The sequence below is a fragment of the Tissierella sp. MB52-C2 genome, assembly GCF_030931715.1.
Lineage (GTDB): Bacteria > Bacillota > Clostridia > Tissierellales > Tissierellaceae > Tissierella.
In genome coordinates this window covers 2,377,521-2,396,736 of the sequence record NZ_CP133261.1, presented here as the reverse complement: position 1 = coordinate 2,396,736, position 19,216 = coordinate 2,377,521, and the positions used below count along the sequence as shown (strand labels likewise).

Genomic DNA, 19,216 nt, shown 5'->3' with positions numbered 1-19,216 from the left:
GCATCAAAATCCGGAGTTATTTATTAATTGCTATTTATAGCACAAGGCAGCTCAGGTTTTTTATGATTCTTAAGTATATTGTCTAATTCTTCATTGTCGATAGTTTCGTTTTCCAACAAAGTGTTAGCTATACTTTGAAGTAAATCTTTATTTTCTTCTATTAGCTGAATTGCCTCTTTATATCTTTCATCTGTAATCTTTTTCACTTCAACTCTAATTACATCGGTATTATATCTCATAAAGGACTCATCTAAAGCCATAGTGCCTAGATTACTCATTCCATAACTACATACCATTTCCCTTGCAATATCTGTTGCTTTATTTAAGTCATCCTTAGCTCCAGTAGTTATCTCACCAAATATTAATTCTTCAGCAGCCCTCCCTGCTAATAGGCAAGTTATCTTATTTAGAAGTTCTGATTTAGTTAGCAAATACCTTTCTTCATCTGGAAACTTAAGTACATAACCTAAGGCCTGACCTCTTGGAACTATGGATATTTTCTGGACTATATCTGTCGCCAATATTTTAGAAACCAGTGCGTGGCCTGATTCATGTATTGCTACTGTTTCCTTTTCCTTTCTAAGGATACTAGGATTTTTTACTTCTAATCCAGCAAGGACTCTTTCAATCGCCGCATCGAATTCATTACTAGATATAATATTTTTATTTTTTCTTACAGCAATGATAGCAGCTTCATTGGCGATATTAGCCAATTGTGCACCAGATAAACCTGTAGTTTTTTTTGCTATGGATTTAATATCTATTGATTTATCTAAAGGTTTATTTTTAGTATGAACCTCTAAAATTTCCTCCCTAGCTCTAACGTTTGGATTGCCTACAAATATATGTCTGTCAAATCTACCAGGACGAAGCAAAGCTTCATCTAGTAAATCAAGTCTATTGGTTGCACCAATTACTATAACAGTTTCGTTAGAGTTAAATCCATCCATTTCTACTAAAAGTTGATTTAATGTTTGATCTTTTTCATTATTAGATTCTGAATTTCTTCTAGCACCTATGGCATCTATCTCGTCTATGAAGATAATAGCTGGTGCTTCTTTTTTTGCTTTTTCAAAGAGAGTTCTAACTCTTTTTGCACCTACTCCTACATACTTCTCTACAAACTCTGATCCAGAGGAGTAAAGAAATGTTGAATTAGTTTCTCCTGCCACTGCCTTAGCTAATAAGGTTTTTCCAGTACCGGGAGGTCCGTAGAATAATATACCCTTAGGTATTTTTGCCCCCATTTTCCTATACTTCATAGAATTATTGATAAAATCAATGGTCTCTTGTAATTCCTCTTTTATTTCATCTAGTCCTGCTACATCTTTAAAAGATACATCTGATTTATCCTTTTCTTTTCCTGTATCTTTTTCAACAGATAAAACAGAGGGGACTAATTGAGGTTTACTATCTGTATGAGTATAGAGAATAAATAGAATTAGGGTAATTGACCATATTAACAGTCTATCGCTAATTTTAAAGGAAGCAAAGTTCTCAGTTGGGAAGAAACCATCATAAATAAGTATAAAGGATGCAATTAGCCCTAATACTAAAAACAAAAATATTATTTTCTTCTTTTTCAAAATATCCCCACCTTATTATTTTTTCTAAACTTAGTGTAACCATTTAGTTGAATTTATATAAAAGAAAAAATAATAAAGTTGTATGAAAATAACAACAAAGGTATAATAATCATAAGTAGGAAAGGAGAATGTGTAGAATGAATTTTATAAATTTAATTGATGAATATAGGGAAGAAATTGTTAAATCAACTCAGGAGATAATAAAGATTAAAAGTGTGGAGGAAGAACCAAAGGAGAATATGCCTTTTGGGGAAGGCCCTTATAAGGCACTTCAATATGCTTTGGAACTATCAAAAAAATTAGGATTTGATGCTAAAAACTTAGAAGGCTATGCGGGATATGCAGAGTTTGGACAGGGAGAAGAGACAATAGGAGTTTTAGCTCACCTTGATGTTGTACCTGAGGGTACAGGTTGGACTTATCCACCTTATGGTGGTGAAATTCATGACGGTAAAATATATGGCAGAGGTACTGCCGACGACAAAGGACCTACTATTGCCACACTTTATGCTATGAAGGCTTTAAAGGAATCAGGTGTAAATCTTAATAGAAAGATTAGATTGATATTTGGTACAAACGAAGAAACAGGCTGGGGTTGTATGCATTATTATTTCAAACATGAAAAAGCTCCAACTATGGGATTTACACCAGATGCAGACTTTCCAGTTATATATGGTGAGAAAGGAATCATAGTATTTAACTTAGAGCAAAAGATAAATTCAAATGACTGTGACAGTATTAAAATTGTAGATTTAAAGGGGGGCAATGCTCCTAATATGGTGCCAGATTATGCAGAGGCTATTTTAGAAGTGGAGAATATAGATAGTTTTGATGAAAAATATAAAGAATATATAAAAGAAAAGAAGTATCCAATAACTATAAATATAGAAAATAATCAAGTAAAAGTAATGGCAGAGGGAATATCAGCCCATGGCAGTACTCCAGAAAAAGGAGAAAATGCCATTTCATATTTAATGGATTTCTTAGGATATATTTTTGAAGGCAAATGTGATATTTGTGATTTTATAAATATTTATAATGAAAGAATTGGCTTCAAGCATAATGGAGAAGGAATTGGATGTGGATTAGAGGATGATATATCGGGAAAGTTAAACTTTAATCCAGGGCTTATTAAATTAGAAGACGGTAAAATAATCTTAACTATTAATGTTAGATATCCAATAAAAACCACCTCTAAGGAAGTATATGATGGTATAAGAGCGAATATTGACGGAACAAAGTTAGAATTAGTAGAAGGTACAAGCGATAGTAAGCCTCTTTATGTTCCAAAGAATAGTTTCTTAGTGGAAACATTGATGAAAGTATATAAGGAACAAACTGGAGATATAAGCAGTGAACCTGTTACTATTGGTGGTGGAACTTATGCTAGAGCCATGGAAAATGCAGTAGCCTTTGGACCAATGTTTCCAGGTCAGCCAGATGTAGTCCACCAAAAAGATGAATATATATCTATAGAACATTTAATGAAGATAACTAAAATCTATGCCCATGCATTATATGAGTTGGCAAAATAAATATAATTAAAAACTTAATGAGTTGAATATTATAATTATTAATGATAGAAGCAACAAAATAAAAAGAGAATTTTAACTTTATGTTAATAATAGAGGATTTTTTAAAAGTAAAAAACAATAAATAAACAAAAAAAATATTTGACAAACAACTGTTGTTATCATATAATAATGGAGTAAATTAAATATTGGGTTTAAGTAGAAGTGTCCGCTTCTCACCTTATAGTTCTGCTCATAAGGTTATATAAAGAAGTCTTACTATGTTAAGACGTATTTTTCTATGAAATTAAGCGGGTATTCTATACCCGCTTTTAATATTTTTAAGAATAATTAGGAGGTGCTGTACTATCAAAGAGCTTCAGATTAATGAAGAAATCAGAGATAAGGAAGTAAGATTAATTGATGTTGATGGAGGACAACTGGGAATCGTGCCTATTAAAAGGGCATTGGAGATTTCAGAAGAAAAAAGATTGGATTTAGTAAAAATAGCTCCAACTGCTAATCCACCTGTATGTAGAATAATGGACTACGGTAAATACAAATATGAATTAGCTAAGAAGGAAAAAGAAGCTAGAAAAAATCAAAAAGTAATCAACATTAAAGAAATCCGACTAACACCTAATATTGAATCCCATGATCTAAATGTAAAGGCTAAGACTGCTGGCAAATTCTTAGAAGCAGGAGATAAAGTTAAGGTATCTGTTAGATTTAGAGGTAGAGAAATGGGTCATACAGAAATAGGTAGGGAAGTATTAAATGATTTTGCCAAACTGATCGAAGAGGTTGGAATCATTGAGAAACCGGCAAAATTAGAAGGAAGAAGTATGGTAATGCACTTAACACCGAAAACTGAGTAATAAAGGAGGTAACATCATGGCAAAAATGAAAACTCATAGAGCATCAGCAAAAAGATTTAAAAGAACTGGTACAGGCAAGATAAAAAGATTTAAAGCTTACAAAAGTCATATAACAGGAAAAAAATCACCAAAGAGAATTAGAAACTTAAGAAAAGGCACTTTAGTAAGTAAAGGCGACCAAAGAAGAATAGATTCAATGATACCATAAATAAAATTATAGATATACGGGGAGGTACTATAGATGGCAAGAGTAAAAAGAGCAGTAAATGCCAAGAAAAGACATAAAAAAGTATTAAAACAAGCCAAAGGCTATTATGGAGCGAAATCTAAGTTATTTAGAACTGCTAATCAAGCTGTTATGAAATCACTTAATTATGCATATATAGGACGTAAACAAAGAAAGAGAGACTTTAGAAAGCTTTGGATTGCAAGAATCAATGCTGCTGCAAGATTAAACGGAATGAGCTATAGCAAATTCATCAATGGTCTTAAAAAAGCGAATATTGATATAAATAGAAAAATGCTTTCAGAGATGGCAATACATGATGCAGCAGGTTTTGCTAAACTAGTTGAAATTGCAAAAGGTAATTAATTATAAAAGTTCCGTTATGGGACTTTTATTTTCTTTTACTTATAGATTTATTTTATTGTGAGATACTAGGATATATATAGTAATCAGGAGGCATTAGTATGAAAAAGTTAAAACGATTTCAATTAGACCCTCCAAAGGTTTTAGCATTAGGTTTTGCAAGTTTAATACTTATAGGAGCACTATTGTTAAACTTGCCTATGGCAACTAAAACAGGGGAGAGTATTGGATTTATCAATGCGTTATTTACCTCAGCTTCTGCAGTATGTGTAACAGGACTTGTAGTAGTAAATACAGGAGAGTTTTGGTCATTATTTGGCCAGATAGTAATAATTATGCTTATACAAATGGGAGGGTTAGGATTTATGACTATGGCCACCATTGGAGCATTGCTTATAGGGAAAAAAATTACCTTAAAGGAAAGATTAGTAATAAAAGAGCAGTTAAATCAAGAAACCATGTCTGGATTAGTAAGACTAACTAAATATGTTATTCTTTCTACCCTTGCCATAGAAGGTATTGGTGCTATTTTTCTATCCACTAGATTTATACCTATATATGGAAAGGTGAAGGGAATATGGTTTTCTATATTTCATGCTATATCTGCATTCTGTAATGCAGGATTTGATCTTACAGGAGACAGTATCGCACCATTTGTGGGAGATTTTACAATAAATATGACTATATCAGCTTTAATAATATTAGGAGGACTTGGTTTTTCTGTCTATATAGATATTACTAAGAATAGAAGCTTTAAAAAGCTTAGTCTACATTCAAAGCTAGTAATATCCATTACAGGAGTATTACTTTTAGTTGGAATGATAGTATTTTTCTTAATAGAATATGATAATCCGCTTACTCTTAAACCATTGAATCTGGGGGAGAAATTAATAGCATCATTTTTTCAATCTGTAGTTCCTAGAACAGCAGGATTCTACTCAGTTAATTTAGCCGGACTTTATGATACAACAGTATTTCTTACTATTATATTGATGTTTATTGGAGCTTCTCCCGGTTCTACTGGTGGAGGAATTAAAACTACTACTTTTGGAATTCTTATACTTACTACACTAGGTGTAATAAAGGGTGAAAGGGATATCGTTGCATTCAAAAAGAGAATAGGATATGATGTAATAAATAGATCTTTAGCCATAGCTACAGTGGGAATGATTTTAATTATTGCTGTGTCCTTTGTATTGACAGTAACGGAGCCTGCTAATTTTCTCGATGTTTTATTTGAAACTACCTCTGCCTTTGCAACTGTAGGATCTTCTAGGGGACTTACACCACATCTTACTGACTTTGGGAAGATAATTATAACATTGACTATGTATGCAGGAAGAGTTGGTCCTTTAACTATGGCATATGTTTTCTCTAGAAGAAGTAAACATGGTAATTTCAGATATTCAGAAGGCAATATTATAGTAGGATAGAAAGGAGACATTTTTATGAAATCATTTGTAGTTATAGGATGTGGAAGATTTGGTGGAGCAGTCGCTAAAACTTTATATAGCTTAGGAAATGAAGTATTGGCTATTGATAGATGTGAAGAAACTATTAAAGAAATAGCTGAAGAAGTAACTCATGCTGTTCAGGCGGATGTAATGGATGAAACAGTATTGAAGGATTTAGGATTAAGAAATTTTGATGTGGCAATTGTAGCCATTGGATCAGACTTAGAGGCTTCTATAATGGCAACTATAGTTACTAAGGAATTGGGAATTAAAACAGTGGTGGCTAAGGCCTTAACAGAATTACATGGAAAGGTTCTTAAAAAAATAGGTGCAGATAAGGTAATTTTCCCTGAAAGAGATATGGGGATTAGACTAGCACATAATTTAGCTTCTACAAATATACTAGAATTTATAGAATTGTCACCAGACTATAGTATTTTAGAAATAACTGCTATAAAAGAATGGGAAGAAAAGTCTTTAGTTCAATTAAAACTTTCTACTAAATATAGAATAAATGTAATGGCCATTAAGAGAGGTAACAGTATTAGTATTTCTCCAAATGGGGAATCAATAATTAAAGAAAATGATATACTAGTAGTTATAGGCAACACTAAGGACATTAAAAGAATAGAGCAAAAAGTTGGCGAATAATATGATTGAGATTACTAGTTCAAAAAACCCTTTAATTAAGGAGATAAAATCATTATATAGAAAGAAAGATAGAATGAAGAATAAATCCTTTATTATTGAAGGGATAAAAATTGTAGAAGAAGCAATTGATAACAACTATTCTATTAAAAATATAATATATACAGACCAGCTTTTCAAAACTAAAGATGGAGAGGATTTCTACCAAAAAATAAGGTCGCTAGAGAATATAGTTTATGTACCTGACAATATTTTTAAGGAAATATCTGATACTGAAAATCCTCAAGGCATATTGGGAATTGCAATGTATAAATACAATGGTGTTGAAGAAATATTTAAAATTGAAACTCCTTTTCTATTATTTTTAGATGGTATACAAGATCCAGGTAATATGGGGACTATCATAAGAACCGCCGATGCTTTTAATATAAGTGGAGTTATAATTACAGAAGGTTGTGTTGATCCTTATAATCCTAAGGTAGTCAGGGCTACTATGGGTTCTATATTTAGAGTGCCGCTATATTATACTTCTAAAGCTATGGAAGATTTAATGAAGTTAAAGAAGGAAAATATAAAAATATATTCTACTTCTTTAGATGGAAGTATTCCAATATATGATGCAGATTTTAAAGAGGGATTTATCCTTAGTATAGGAAATGAATCAAAGGGAGTAAGTGAGGAAACCTTCTCCCTATCGGATAAATTAATAAAAATACCTATGCCAGGCATGGCTGAATCTTTAAACGCAGGAGTAGCAGCTTCTATTATAATGTATGAGGCAATGAAGCAGAGAGCCTAATAAATCTTGTGTTTTGAATTTTTAGGTGCTATAATTGAGTAAATACTTTTACAATTTGACCTTTGATATTTAAGAGGTCTTGTTTTTTTATAATAAATAGAAAAGTTTCAGAAAAGGCTACATTATACTGTTCTGCTAGAAGCCTTTTTATACTATGATAAAGGAGTAGGAATATGAAGGAAAATATGAGAGATAGACTACTGGAAATTAAAGAAATTGCTTTAAATAGTATTGATAAAATATCGGCCTTAGAAGAAGTCGAACAATTGAGAGTAAAATATCTTGGAAAAAAAGGTGAATTAACATCTGTTTTAAGAGATATGGGAAAGTTAGCTGCAGAAGAAAGACCTATAATGGGTCAAATAGCTAATGAAATTAGAGATGAGCTAGAAATTTCTATTACTTCTATGAAAGAAAAGTTAACGGAAGAACTAAAAAGAAATAGAATGAATAAAGAAAAAATAGATATAACTATGACTACAAATAAGAAAAAATTAGGGCATAAACATCCGCTATTGGCCACTGTAGAAGAGCTAGAAGATTTATTTATATCCATGGGTTTTTCAGTAGTTGTAGGACCAGAAATTGAAACAGTTGAAAATAACTTTGATGCATTAAATTCTCCTGAAAACCATCCATCTAGAGATTTATCTGATACATTTTACATAACGGATGACATTGTCCTAAGAACTCATACTTCTCCTGTTCAAATTAGAGCAATGAAGGAAATGGGAGCACCCCTTAGAATTGTATCTGCAGGTAGAACTTTTAGATTTGATGATGTAGACGATACACACTCACCAATGTTTCATCAGTTAGAGGGTTTAGTTGTGGATGAAAATATTAATATGGCTAATCTTATCCACACATTGGATATATTTATAAAAGAGTTATTTGGTAGTGATATGAAGACTAGATATAGACCTCATCATTTTCCATTTACAGAACCATCTGCAGAAGTAGACGTATCCTGTTTGAAATGTAGAGGCAAAGGATGTCCTGCTTGTAACTTCACTGGGTGGAGTATGGAATTATTAGGTTGTGGTATGGTACATCCAAAGGTTTTAGAAAACTGTGGAATTGATTCTGAAAAATATAGTGGATTTGCTTTTGGAATGGGAATTGATAGAATCACCATGGTGAAATACGGTATAAATGATATTCGTTTATTATTTGAAAATGATAATAGATTTTTAGAACAATTCTAGATAGAAAAGGAGTGAAAATATGCTATTACCTGTAAAATGGTTAAAAGATTATATAGAAACAGGCAAGGATTCTAGGATATTAGCAGATGGACTTACTCTATCTGGATCTCATGTAGAGTCAATTATAAATTTAAATAAAGGCATAGAAAATATAATAGTTGGAAAAATTTCAAATCTGGAGAAACATCCTGACGCAGATAAGCTTACTATATGTAAAGTAGATATAGGAAAGGAAGTCCTTCCAATAGTAACTGGTGCTGCTAATTTACAAGAAGGAGACTATATTCCAGTAGCAGTTATAGGATCAAAATTACCAGGAGATATTGTAATTGAAAAAACAAACTTTAGAGGAATAGATTCCTTTGGAATGTTATGCTCTTTAAAGGAATTAGGATATAGTGATAATGTTATCCCAAAAGAGATGAAAGACGGTATATTCGTATTAGATAAGGAATATCCATTGGGAGAAGATATTGCTGCAATAATGGGATTAAATAATGAGGTAATAGAATTTGAAATTACACCAAATAGACCTGACTGCTTGAGCATTATGGGTATGGCAAGAGAAACTGCTGCTACTTTTAAAATTCCACTAAAAGAACCTGTAATTAATATAGAGAATGAGGTAGAAGATATAAAGGACTATGTTAATTCCATTGAAGTATTATCTAATAATTGTAATAGATATTATGCTAGAGTGATAAAAAATGTAAATATAAAACCATCACCACTTTGGATGCAAATTAGACTTATGGAGGCAGGAATAAGACCAATAAGCAATATAGTCGATATAACTAACTTTGTAATGCTAGAATATGGTGAACCATTACACGCTTTTGATTTAGATAAACTTGGAGGAAAAAAGATTATTGTAAGAGAAGCTAAAGAAGGAGAAAAACTACTTACATTAGATGAAGTAGAAAGAGAACTTAGTACTTCAGATTTAGTTATTGCAGATGAAAAAGAGCCTATAGGAATAGCTGGAGTTATGGGTGGATTCAATAGTGAAATCACCAATAATACTAAATGTGTACTTTTAGAAGGGGCAAACTTTGACCAAAGAAGTGTAAGACTTACATCAAAGAGATTTGGTTTAAGAACTGAGGCTTCCACTAGATTTGAAAAAGGGATTGATCCTAATTTAAGTCAACTAGCGGTAGAAAGAGTTTGTCAATTAATTGAAGAAATCGGTGCTGGAACAGTAGTTAAAGGAAATATAGATATATATAAAGAAGTAAAAGCAGAAACAACAATAGATTTAAGACCAAGTAGAGCAAATAAGCTGCTAGGAATTGATATTTCTATAGATGAAATGATGTCTTACTTAAATGGATTAGGTCTTGAATCAAGACTGGAAGGAGAATTAATTAAGGTAAATATACCAACCTTTAGACTTGATCTTAAAATAGAAGCAGATTTAATTGAAGAAATTGGTAGGCTTTATGGATTCCACAATATAGAAAGTAAACCTCTATTGGGTACTTTAACTAGAGGTGAGAAGCCTTATGGAAGAAGAATTGAAGATAGAACTAAGGATATTCTTCAAGGGTTAGGATTAAATGAAGTAATGACTTACTCCTTTATTAGTCCTAAGGCCTATGATAAAATCAGGCTTCCAGAGGATAGTCCTTTAAGAAAATATATAAGACTTATAAATCCATTAGGAGAAGATTATAGCGTAATGAGAACTACTCTTATACCAAATATGATGGAGCTTATTAGTAGAAACTATAATCGTGGGGTAGAGGAATGTTCTGTATATGAAATAGGAAACTCTTTTATAGCTAAGTCTTTATCTATTGAAGAATTACCTGATGAAAAGAAGGTCTTATCCATAGGAATCTATGGCAATAAGGATTTCTTCGATTTAAAAGAAATTGTAGATAAGACTTTAGGTAGACTTGGTATCAAAGAGGTAGAATATATTAGAGAAGAAAATAATACTAGTTTCCATCCTGGAAGAACTGCTAAACTTATATTAGATGGTGAGGAAATAGGTATTTTAGGTGAAATGCATATAGATGTTCTTGAAAATTATGATATAAAGGAAAGAGTATATATAGCTCAATTGGATTTTGATAAAATTGTTGAAAAGACTAATTTAGAAGTTAAATATACACCATTGCCTAAATATCCAGCAATGCTTAGAGATTTAGCTTTAGTAGTTAAAGAAGATATATTAGTGGGAGATATTCAAAAGATAATCTCAAAACATGGAGAAGGTCTAATAGAAAAAATTGAATTATTTGATATATATACTGGAGATCAAATTCCTGAAGGAATGAAGAGTGTAGCATATTCTATTACTTATAGATCCTATGAAAGAACTCTTCGTGAAGATGAAGTAAATAATATTCAAGAAACTATTATTAAAGATTTAGAAAATACTTTTGATGCAAAGCTTAGGTCATAAAAAGAGTAGATAATTCTACTCTTTTTTCTCCAAAAAGAAGGAGATTTAAAACTTATGTAGAATATATACTTATAAACTATAAAGGAGTGGTACAAGTTATGACAGAAAGAAAGAAAATAAACATATTTATAGATGGTCGTAACTTTACAGTGGTAGGAACAACTGATGATGAAGATTACGTCAGAAATCTAGCCAATTATGTAGATAAAAAAATAAGAGAATTAGCAAGTAAAAATGATAGATTATGTCAAACAAGTTCAGCTACATTAGCTGCTTTTAATATAGCCGATGAACTCCATAGAACTACATCAAAGTTACAACAATTAGAAAATCAATCTAAAGATCCAATGGAGAAATATGGCAACGTAATAAATGAATTAGAAAAAGCTAAAACGACTATTCAAAAGCTAGAAGCTCAAAATTTACAGTATAAAGATGATTTGCTTCAGACTAAAATTGAAAGTGAAAATGCATTAAAGGAAATGAAAAAACATGAACAGGCTTTAGAATTAAAAGAACAAGAATTAATAGAAAGTCAGAAAATGATTAAATCATTACAGGATAAAGTCTTTGATAATCAAATTGAATTAATTGAAACTAAAAAAGAATTAGGAGAAGTCCTAAAAATATTAGATAATGAAAAAAAGGTGTTTGCCAAGGAGGAAGTATAGTAGGTGAATAATGATATTGAATTATTAGCTCCTGTAGGTAGTATGGATTCACTTCATGCAGCTGTTCAGAATGGAGCAAATGCAGTTTATTTAGGAGGCAAACTCTTCAATGCTAGACAATATGCCTCTAATTTTGATTATGATGAATTAAAAGAGGCCGTTAATTATGCACATTTAAGAAATGTAAAGGTATATATTACGGCTAATATTTTAGTAGATGATTCTGAAATGGAGGAAGTAATAGACTATATTAAATTCCTCTATGAAATAGATGTAGATGGTATGATAGTTCAAGACCTAGGTCTTGCTAAGATTATAAGGGATATGTTTCCTGATTTAGAGGTTCATGGAAGTACACAGATGACAATAAATAATTTACCAGGAGCAGAATTTGTTCATGATATGGGACTTACTAGAGTAGTATTAGCTCGTGAAGTTCCTGTTGATGAAATAAAATATATTCATAAAAATACCCCCATTGAATTAGAAGCATTTATTCATGGGGCTCTTTGTGTTTCATACTCTGGACAATGTTTGATGAGTAGTATGATAGGTGGTAGAAGTGGGAATAGAGGAAAATGTGCACAACCATGTAGAATGCCATCTTCTATAGTAGATAGAGATGGAAATCTAATAAAAGATTGGGAGAAAAAACATATACTAAGTACAAGGGATTTAAATACTTTAGAAGAAATCCAAGAAATAGTAGATGCTGGTATTATCTCTCTAAAGATAGAGGGAAGAATGAAAAGACCAGAATATGTGGCAACAGTAGTTAAAAACTACAGAAAAGCTCTAGATGAAGGTAAAGAAAATCTAGACCTGGAAGATAAAAAAGATGTAGAGCAAATATTTAATAGAGGATTTACTAAAGGACTTATGTTTGGAGAATTTGGCAGAGACTTCTCTTCCATGGAGAGACCAGATAATAGGGGAATCTTAACAGGAAAAGTAACTAGGGTAGATAAATATAAAGTATATGTACTATTGAATGAAGATGTAGATACAGGAGATGGGCTAGAATTTGAAGGTGCAAATGGTGAATATATAGGAATGATTGCTCCCTTTGATGGTAAAAAAGGTACTACTATGAATTTAGAGAAACCAGGATTTATTCTTAATGATTCTCTAGTATATAGGACATCTAGTGTAAATTTGTTAAATCGAGCTAGATTAAGCTATGAAGGAGAAAATGTAAAAAGACCTGTAAATATGGAAATCAATATAAATATAGGCGAGAAACCAAAGCTGATTCTTATATATAGAGAAAATGTAATTGCTGTAGAAGCAGAGAAAGAAGTGGAAAAATCTGAGAGAGTTCCATTGACAGAGGAAAAAGTGAGAGAACAACTATCAAAGCTTGGAGACACTACTTATACTTTAGATAATATAAATATTAATTTAGATGAAGAATCTTACTTACCTGTGTCAACTTTAAATCTGTTAAGAAGAGAAGCAATAGGAAAGCTAGATGAAGTATTAAAAAATATGAATAAGAGAACTTCCATAGATCCTAAAACCTATAATGAAAAAAAGAAAGAATTCTTTTCGTACAAAAAATCAAGTAAAGAAACTAATAATAAGATTAGTGTAAAAGTTAGTAGTATAGAGCAATTTAATCAGCTAGATTTAGATAAGCTAGATAGGGTTTATCTAGGTTTTTATGATGGAGTGAACAAGGCTGTTTCAAAGGCTAAAAATTATAATAAGGAAATATATCTTTGGACAGACAAGATATTATACAGAAGAGACTTAGATAATATTGCTAGGGTAATAGAGCCTATTGAGAAAGAAATAGATGGAGTATCTGTATCAAATTTAGGTACATTAAAGTATATAAAAGATAGATTCGATTTAAAAATTCATGGAGATATAGGATTAAATATATTCAACAGCTTTACTTTAAACTATCTAAAGGAAATAGGTTTAGAAAGTGCCGCATTATCTCCTGAGCTAACATTAAATCAAATTAGAAGAATAGAGGAAAAGTCTAATAGCTTTACAGAAGCCATAGTTTATGGTTATTTACCAGTCATGGTAACAAAACATTGTCCTATGTCTTTAGTAAAGGGATGTAAAGACGATAAAAACTGTAAAAAATGTAATTTCTCCAAGGGATATGGAATAAAAGATAGAATGAATGTCACCTTTTATATGGATAGAAAAGATGGATATTCAAATATTTATAATTCTGTACCATTACTTGTAATAGATAGCTTAAAGCAAATATATAATAGTGGTATATCAATGGCTAGACTAGACTTTACCATTGAAGAAAAAGGAATAAAAGAAATTCAAAGTAATTTCTATGATTATGCTAATAATAGAATAGATGAAAAAGAAGCAAAAGAGTTCTTAGATAAATTTAAAGAAAATAAAAACATAACCAATGGTCATTATTTTAGAGGTGTTATGTAAGTTATAAGAGGAGTATTAAACCATATAAGAAGAGGGGATTTTTATGTCTAAAAAGGATAATAAAATTAAATATATGGCTCCTATGGGGATGATTATAATAATTTTATCTTTAGCAATTTATTTTTTATGGCAGGAGAATATGAGATATAAAGAGGTCATAAAGAATAAGGATATAGAGATCAGTCGAATTCAAGATAAAGATGATTTTCAAGAAGAACTGAATAAAAGTATTGAAGAAAGAGACCATTTATTAGCAATAAGTGAAGAATTGACTAAGAAAATTGAGGAACTGCAGAATAAAGCAAATATTGAAAGGGAATATGGATTAGTTAAGTTAAGTGATATTGATCCAACCTTTGTTGAAGATTTAAGATATGCAACTGAAAATAATTTTGTAAAAAAACAGATTTACCCGGATAATAGCATTGCAATTCTTAGGACAGATACAGCTATGAAGCTAAAGGAGGCAAACGAAATATTCCAAAAAGATGGATATACTATTAAAATTTTCGATGCCTATAGACCACATAGTGCACAATATATACTCTGGGACTATGCATCGGATAAGAATTTTGTTGCTGATCCTAAAAAAGGCTCTAAACATAATATGGGCGTAGCTGTTGATATTACCTTAGTAGATAAAGAGGGAAATGAAATAGAAATGGGTACTGAATATGATAATTTTACGGAAAAGGCAGCCTATAACTATTCAGGCCATACGGAAACTGCTTTGAAAAATATGAAATACTTACGTGATGTAATGGAACAGGTAGGTTTCAAAGGTATTTCAAATGAATGGTGGCATTTTGATGACATTGACTGGAAACAGTATGAAGTATTGGATATCGGATTTGATAAATTTGTTTAGTACTAATAAAGACACTATAATTGCATTATTGCAGGGTAATTTACGAGAAGGAATGATTAAAAAATGAATGTAAAGACCTTAAAAACATTAGAATATAATAAAATTGTAGACTTACTTCTAGAAAAAGCTGAATCTAGCTTAGGTAAAGATAAAGTAAAAGAGATAAAACCTTTAATAAATATGGAGGATATAGAGTATCTTCAAAGAGAAACAGAAGAAGCTCAATCCTTATTGATTAAAAGAGGAACACCACCGCTTTATGGGATACACAGTATAGCACCTGAAGTTAAGAGAGCAGAAATAGGCGGTTCTCTTAGTCCAGGTGGATTATTAAAAGTATCCGATTCTTTAAGGGTTTCTAGGGGATTAAAAAATTATATAAAAGAAACAAAGGAAGATAGGGTTTCAAATTATCCTATTATTGAAAGTTTAGTAGAAGATCTTAGGGTATTTAAACATATTGAAGATGAAATAAACAATGCTATTGTTTCTGAAAATGAAATATCTGATAATGCAAGTTCAACCCTTAGAAGCATTAGACGAAAAATAATAAGCAAAAATGATGCTGTAAAAGATAAATTAAGTTCTATAATAAGCTCTCAAGATAATAAAAAATATTTACAGGATAGTATTGTAACTATTAGAGAAGGTAGATATGTAATACCAGTTAAAGCTGAAAATAGGGGAAATGTTCCTGGTTTAGTCCATGATATGAGTGGAAGTGGAGCCACTTTATTTGTAGAGCCTATGGCTGTAGTTCAGTTGAATAATGAACTGAGAGAATTAGAGTTAAAAGAAAGAGAAGAGATAGAAAGGATATTAAGAGAACTTTCTAATTTAGTAGCAGAAGAATCAGAAGGAATTGCCAATAATCAAAAAGTCCTTCAAGAGTTAGATTTTATTTTTGCTAAAGGAAAGCTTGCCTTAGATATGAAGGCAACAAGACCTATATTAAATGAAAAAGGTTATATAAATATAAAAAAAGGAAGACATCCTTTACTTAATGTATCTAAAATAGTACCAATAGACGTATATTTGGGAAAAGAGTTTAATTCTCTTATAATTACAGGGCCAAATACTGGAGGTAAAACTGTTACGTTAAAAACTGTTGGACTTCTTACTCTAATGGCACAATCAGGACTCCATATTCCAGCAGATTTTAATTCGGAAATAGCAGTATTTAATCAAGTATTTGCAGATATTGGAGATGAGCAAAGTATAGAGCAGTCTTTATCTACTTTTTCCTCTCATATGGTGAATATAGTAGATATATTAGACAAAGTGGAGTATAATAGCTTAATATTATTTGATGAACTTGGTGCAGGAACAGACCCTACGGAAGGTGCAGCCTTGGCCATGTCTATTTTAGATAAACTACTTAAACTAAATGTAAGAACTATTGCAACAACTCACTATAGTCAATTAAAACTATATGCATTGACTACAGAAGGAGTTAGAAATGCATCTGTAGAATTTGATGTAGAAACATTAAGTCCTACCTATAAATTACTTATAGGAGTGCCAGGTAAGTCTAATGCATTTGAAATATCTAGAAGACTTGGGTTAAAGGATAATATAATAGACTATGCTAAAGATCTTATTTCTAAGGAAAATATAGAGTTTGAAGATGTACTTCAAGCTATGGAAAAAGATAGACTAGCTGCTGAAGCCAATAGACAAGAGGCAGAAAGGTATAGACTAGAAGTAGAAAAGCTAAAGGAAGATTTAGCTGTAGAAAAAGATAAAACAGAGGAAATGAGAGATAAGATTTTAACTAAGGCTAGGGAAGAGGCTAGGCAAATACTTAGAACAGCAAAGGACGATGCAGATTCCATAGTTGGAGAGTTGAAAGATATATCTTCAGAAATAGAAAAAGATAGGGCTAGAAAGATCCAAGAAACCCAAGAAAGACTAAAATCTAAGCTAAATAAAGTAGAGAGAGAAGTATCTAAAAATATATTAAATGTAAAATCTAACAAGCCGCCAAAAAATCTTAAGGTGGGAGAAACTGTAGAGGTGCTTACGTTTAATCAAAAAGGTACAGTCTTAGAAGAACCAGATGATAATGGAAATGTAAAAATTCAAGTAGGTATAATGAAAATAACATCCCATATATCAACTCTTAAAAGAGCAACATCTGATGAAGAAGAAAAGATCCATGGCAGCACTAAGAAAATCATGGGTTCAAAGTCTAAAGATATAAAAACAGAAATAGATTTAAGAGGACAAAACTTAGATGAAGCTTTCCTTGAACTGGATAAATATTTAGATGATGCATATATTGCAGGATTAAAGCAAATTTATATAATCCATGGTAAAGGAACAGGAGTTTTAAGAGAAGGTATAAAAAGCTATTTAAGAAGCCATAGACACGTAAAGTCTTCTAGATTTGGAAACTATAATGAAGGTGGAAATGGAGTTACAGTAGTAGAAATTAGATAAATAAATAAAAATAAAAGAGATATTTATCGTGGTAAAGATAAATATCTCTTTTTAATTTATGAATAGTCGAGAAAAAATGAACCGCTTTCTATCTGGTGACGATAACAATATGAGGGGGTGATGCCGATGGACATATGTGATATAGAAAAATTAATTGATTTATATGGGAATGTTATTTATGGATTTTGTCGGCGGCTTACAATGAATAAGTCTGACGCAGATGATCTATATCAGCAAACTTTCCTAAGAGCGTTAGAAATAAAAGAAAAGATAGATATAAACAATAATCCCAAGGGGTTCTTGATTTCTCTTGCTGTAAGTATATGGAAAAACAGCACTCGTAAGAAAGCACGCCACTACAGGATCGCACCAATTGCCGGGGTGGAAGAGGAGGACTGGCTAAATACATCCACTGATAGTATTAGTATAGAAGATATAGTTATTTCAAATGAATTAACAGATGAAGTTAATACCATAGTTTCTAAATTAAATGATAAGTTTAGGATACCTATTATTATGTATTATAATGGAGATATGTCTATAGCAGAGATTGCTACGGCTTTAAAAGTGCCCCAAGGAACAATTAAGAGCCGTCTATATAAAGCTAGATTAATTATAAAAAATGAACTGGAGGTGAAGGGCTATGAAAGATATAGATAGGGATGGGATTGATATGTTGCTCAAAATATCACTTTCACCATCTGTTAAGGTCGATGAAAGACTAAATCAAGAATTGAAGAAAAAATTAAAGACTCAGTCTTCTAAAGAAAAATCTTTATCTATATGGTGGCTTCCTATGGTTATTTCCATATTTATGACTATGGCAGCATCGACAATAGCTTTTATTTGTATTCCATATGGAATTTTGCAGTTAGGAGTTTTAATATTTTTGCTATTAACTATGATATTTAGCATAGTATTGACAGCTATAGGAGTTAAATACTTTGAACTTAAGAAAGGAGCTGTGATTTGTTTATGAATATGTTAATACTGTTTGGAATATTGATATTATTTATTGGTGTGACATTTATCCTGTTAGGGACATGGACATATAAGGATGCAAAAAAAAGGAATTTAGATGCAGGTCTATGGACTGCTATAGTATTATTAGTTCCCAACTTAATGGGTTTAATAATTTATTTTCTAGTAGCTCGTAGATATGAAGCAATCAGATGCAATAAATGTAGCAGCACAGTACCAGCATCATCCCATTATTGCATGAATTGTGGAAATGAATTTAAGGAAGATCCTAGATATTACAGGGAAAATAGAGAAAGTAACTCTAAGAGACTTATAATAGGATTTATAATCTATTTTACTATAGTTATTATAATTTTCATGGGATTTGTTATAATGGTATTTAGAGATGATAACTTAAAATCTAATGGTGGAATATCAATAGGTTCAATAGAAAACAATATAGGAGATAAGTGGAATATATCGTATATTTATTCTACTAAGGAATTTGCTCGTAAAATAAACATAAAAGATAATAGTCCAAAAACACTCTATATTGAATCTGAATGTGAGAAAGGCGAACTTTCACTAAAGTTAATACAGGGAGAAATAGAAAAGACTATAGATTTATCGCCTAAAAATGATAGTTATGAATTCGATTTATCTATATTTAAAGATGGGAAAGTTCAGCTTTATTTAATTGGAAATAATGCAAAGAATGTAAAGTTTGAATCGTATTGGGAATAAGTGTGATAAATTATTAATGGGTGGTGA

17 protein-coding genes and 1 other annotated feature are annotated in these 19,216 nt (G+C 31.2%); of the genes, 16 read left to right on the top strand and 1 reads right to left on the bottom strand.

What is annotated here, in order from left to right; genetic code table 11:
- Positions 1-23 precede the first annotated feature (23 nt).
- On the bottom strand, positions 24-1,586 hold the full coding sequence (gene ftsH / locus RBU61_RS12040) for an ATP-dependent zinc metalloprotease FtsH (protein ID WP_308875663.1): 1,563 nt from the start codon (positions 1,584-1,586) through the stop codon (positions 24-26).
- 137 nt (positions 1,587-1,723) lie between these two features.
- Between ftsH and pepV the strand changes: the two genes are divergently transcribed.
- From pepV to RBU61_RS11960, 16 genes are all read left to right on the top strand, one after another.
- Entirely contained in the window at positions 1,724-3,121 is a 1,398-nt protein-coding gene (pepV, locus tag RBU61_RS12035; RefSeq protein WP_308875662.1) for a dipeptidase PepV, read from the top strand.
- Between the two features lie 187 nt (positions 3,122-3,308).
- Positions 3,309-3,441 (top strand) — a sequence feature (ribosomal protein L20 leader region).
- 6 nt (positions 3,442-3,447) lie between these two features.
- Complete coding sequence (infC, locus tag RBU61_RS12030; RefSeq protein ID WP_374212526.1) at positions 3,448-3,975, top strand: translation initiation factor IF-3; 528 nt, start codon at positions 3,448-3,450, stop codon at positions 3,973-3,975.
- A 16-nt stretch (positions 3,976-3,991) separates the two neighbouring features.
- Positions 3,992-4,183, top strand: coding sequence for a 50S ribosomal protein L35 (gene rpmI / locus RBU61_RS12025; protein ID WP_308875661.1), 192 nt, complete (start codon positions 3,992-3,994; stop codon positions 4,181-4,183).
- A gap of 33 nt (positions 4,184-4,216) precedes the next feature.
- Positions 4,217-4,567 carry a 50S ribosomal protein L20 gene (gene rplT / locus RBU61_RS12020; protein ID WP_308875660.1) on the top strand — a complete coding sequence of 117 codons (351 nt, stop codon included), beginning with the start codon at positions 4,217-4,219 and terminating at the stop codon, positions 4,565-4,567.
- 98 nt (positions 4,568-4,665) lie between these two features.
- Positions 4,666-5,997 carry a TrkH family potassium uptake protein gene (locus RBU61_RS12015; protein WP_308875659.1) on the top strand — a complete coding sequence of 444 codons (1,332 nt, stop codon included), beginning with the start codon at positions 4,666-4,668 and terminating at the stop codon, positions 5,995-5,997.
- Between the two features lie 15 nt (positions 5,998-6,012).
- A complete protein-coding gene (locus tag RBU61_RS12010) occupies positions 6,013-6,669 on the top strand; it encodes a TrkA family potassium uptake protein (RefSeq protein ID WP_308875658.1) in 657 nt (218 codons plus the stop codon).
- 1 nt (position 6,670) lies between these two features.
- Positions 6,671-7,465, top strand: a complete 795-nt coding sequence (locus RBU61_RS12005; RefSeq protein ID WP_308875656.1) for an RNA methyltransferase — start codon at positions 6,671-6,673, stop codon at positions 7,463-7,465.
- Between the two features lie 185 nt (positions 7,466-7,650).
- Positions 7,651-8,673: a phenylalanine--tRNA ligase subunit alpha gene (pheS, locus tag RBU61_RS12000; RefSeq protein WP_308879818.1), complete on the top strand. Its 1,023-nt coding sequence runs from the start codon at positions 7,651-7,653 to the stop codon at positions 8,671-8,673.
- Between the two features lie 19 nt (positions 8,674-8,692).
- Positions 8,693-11,086, top strand: coding sequence for a phenylalanine--tRNA ligase subunit beta (gene pheT, locus RBU61_RS11995; protein ID WP_308875655.1), 2,394 nt, complete (start codon positions 8,693-8,695; stop codon positions 11,084-11,086).
- Positions 11,087-11,184: 98 nt separating this feature from the next.
- On the top strand, positions 11,185-11,757 hold the full coding sequence (gene zapA, locus RBU61_RS11990; protein ID WP_308875654.1) for a cell division protein ZapA: 573 nt from the start codon (positions 11,185-11,187) through the stop codon (positions 11,755-11,757).
- 3 nt (positions 11,758-11,760) lie between these two features.
- Positions 11,761-14,175, top strand: coding sequence for a DUF3656 domain-containing protein (locus tag RBU61_RS11985; protein WP_308875653.1), 2,415 nt, complete (start codon positions 11,761-11,763; stop codon positions 14,173-14,175).
- 43 nt (positions 14,176-14,218) lie between these two features.
- On the top strand, positions 14,219-15,043 hold the full coding sequence (locus tag RBU61_RS11980; RefSeq protein WP_308875652.1) for a M15 family metallopeptidase: 825 nt from the start codon (positions 14,219-14,221) through the stop codon (positions 15,041-15,043).
- Positions 15,044-15,106: 63 nt separating this feature from the next.
- Complete coding sequence (locus RBU61_RS11975) at positions 15,107-17,485, top strand: endonuclease MutS2 (RefSeq protein ID WP_308875651.1); 2,379 nt, start codon at positions 15,107-15,109, stop codon at positions 17,483-17,485.
- Between the two features lie 126 nt (positions 17,486-17,611).
- Entirely contained in the window at positions 17,612-18,145 is a 534-nt protein-coding gene (locus RBU61_RS11970; RefSeq protein WP_308875650.1) for an RNA polymerase sigma factor, read from the top strand.
- Entirely contained in the window at positions 18,129-18,464 is a 336-nt protein-coding gene (locus RBU61_RS11965) for a hypothetical protein (RefSeq protein ID WP_308875649.1), read from the top strand. Before RBU61_RS11970 ends, RBU61_RS11965 begins: the two co-directional genes overlap by 17 nt.
- Positions 18,455-19,189, top strand: a complete 735-nt coding sequence (locus RBU61_RS11960) for a hypothetical protein (protein WP_308875648.1) — start codon at positions 18,455-18,457, stop codon at positions 19,187-19,189. Before RBU61_RS11965 ends, RBU61_RS11960 begins: the two co-directional genes overlap by 10 nt.
- The last annotated feature ends 27 nt before the right edge of the window (positions 19,190-19,216 follow it).

Excerpts from the sequence above, each read along its gene's own strand:
- pheT (WP_308875655.1), top strand. The coding sequence starts at position 8,693 with ATGCTATTACCTGTAAAATGGTTAAAAGATTATATAGAAACAGGCAAG.
- RBU61_RS11970 (WP_308875650.1), top strand. The coding sequence starts at position 17,612 with ATGGACATATGTGATATAGAAAAATTAATTGATTTATATGGGAATGTT.
- RBU61_RS11975 (WP_308875651.1), top strand. The coding sequence starts at position 15,107 with ATGAATGTAAAGACCTTAAAAACATTAGAATATAATAAAATTGTAGAC.
- RBU61_RS11980 (WP_308875652.1), top strand. The coding sequence starts at position 14,219 with ATGTCTAAAAAGGATAATAAAATTAAATATATGGCTCCTATGGGGATG.
- pepV (WP_308875662.1), top strand. The coding sequence starts at position 1,724 with ATGAATTTTATAAATTTAATTGATGAATATAGGGAAGAAATTGTTAAA.
- RBU61_RS12015 (WP_308875659.1), top strand. The coding sequence starts at position 4,666 with ATGAAAAAGTTAAAACGATTTCAATTAGACCCTCCAAAGGTTTTAGCA.
- pheS (WP_308879818.1), top strand. The coding sequence starts at position 7,651 with ATGAGAGATAGACTACTGGAAATTAAAGAAATTGCTTTAAATAGTATT.
- rplT (WP_308875660.1), top strand. The coding sequence starts at position 4,217 with ATGGCAAGAGTAAAAAGAGCAGTAAATGCCAAGAAAAGACATAAAAAA.
- zapA (WP_308875654.1), top strand. The coding sequence starts at position 11,185 with ATGACAGAAAGAAAGAAAATAAACATATTTATAGATGGTCGTAACTTT.
- RBU61_RS12010 (WP_308875658.1), top strand. The coding sequence starts at position 6,013 with ATGAAATCATTTGTAGTTATAGGATGTGGAAGATTTGGTGGAGCAGTC.
- rpmI (WP_308875661.1), top strand. The coding sequence starts at position 3,992 with ATGGCAAAAATGAAAACTCATAGAGCATCAGCAAAAAGATTTAAAAGA.
- RBU61_RS11965 (WP_308875649.1), top strand. The coding sequence starts at position 18,129 with ATGAAAGATATAGATAGGGATGGGATTGATATGTTGCTCAAAATATCA.
- RBU61_RS12005 (WP_308875656.1), top strand. The coding sequence starts at position 6,671 with ATGATTGAGATTACTAGTTCAAAAAACCCTTTAATTAAGGAGATAAAA.